General features: G+C 69.6%; 1 protein-coding gene. It reads left to right on the forward strand.

Annotation, left to right across the window (positions count from 1 at the left end; all coding sequences use genetic code 11):
- Positions 1-28: 28 nt before the first annotated feature.
- Positions 29-1175: NAD(P)/FAD-dependent oxidoreductase (locus AC5RWT_RS37600; protein WP_494084652.1), on the forward strand; the 1147-nt coding region annotated here is incomplete at its 3' end.

Consider the following 1175-nt stretch of genomic DNA (forward strand, 5'->3'; position numbering starts at 1 on the left):
GTCCGCAGTGACTACACAGCATCGGATAGTGATTATCGGGGCAGGCTACGCCGGAGTCATGGCGGCAAACCGGTTGGCCGGCAGCAAGGATCTGTCAGGCACGGCGTGCGTGACAGTGGTCAACCCCTCGGCCGACTTCGTGGAGCGGATACGGCTGCACGAGGTCGCGGCGGGCGGCCGGACATCGGCGTCTGTTCCGATGCAATCGCTGCTGCATCCGGACGCCACCCTGGTGGTCGGCCGCGCCTGCCGGATCAATCCGCGTATGCGGACCGTCCACTTCGACGACGACCGGCCCGCGCTGCACTATGACTTCCTGATCTACGCGCCCGGCAGCACCAGCCAAGCCGTCCCGAGGGGATCCGGCGGCTACACCCTGCAGGACACCCAGTCGGCCGAGCGGCTGCAGCGCGCCTTGAAGCAGCTTGCTCCGGACGCCGTCGTTAGCGTTATCGGCGGAGGCCTGACCGGCATCGAGGCAGCCGCCGAAATTGCCGCGGCGCTCCCGCGGTCAAAGGTGCGGCTGGTCTCGAACGGGCAGACAGGGGCGGACCTGTCCGGCGGCGGCCGCCGGGCCTTGCTTGCACAGCTCCGGGACCTCGGCGTCGAGGTCAGGGACGGAACCCGCGTGGACCGGGCGGACGGGCAGCGCATCATCCTTTCGGACGGCACCGCCCTGGACTCGGACTGCACGGTCTGGACGGCCGGTTTCACCCCGTCCGGCCTTGCCAAAGCCAGCCGCCTGGCCACCGATGCCCACGGCAGGCTGCTCGTCGACTCCACGCTGAGCTGCCCCGAGTACCCGGAGATTGTCGGCGCTGGAGATGCCGTTCGCGCGCAGGACACGGTTGCCGCGCACCTGCGGATGGGCTGCGCGGTGGCCCTGCCGATGGGCGCGCACGCCGCAGACACCGTCATCGCCCACATGCGCCAGCGGCCCCCTCAGGAGTTGTCCGTCGGCTTCATGATGCGTTGCATCAGTCTGGGCCGGCGGTCCGGGCTGGTCCAGCCGGTGCAGGCGGACGATACCCCGCGCCGTTTTGCCTTGAGCCGTAGGGCAGGCGCGTTGGTTAAAGAACAGGTGTGCCGCCTGACGCTGTCGTGGATCCGGGGCGAGCTGCGACGCAGCGGCTCATACACCTGGCCCCGCGGACCCCGGAGGGCTGCGGCACAGT

The sequence above is a fragment of the Arthrobacter sp. Dra40 genome (assembly GCF_059091905.1).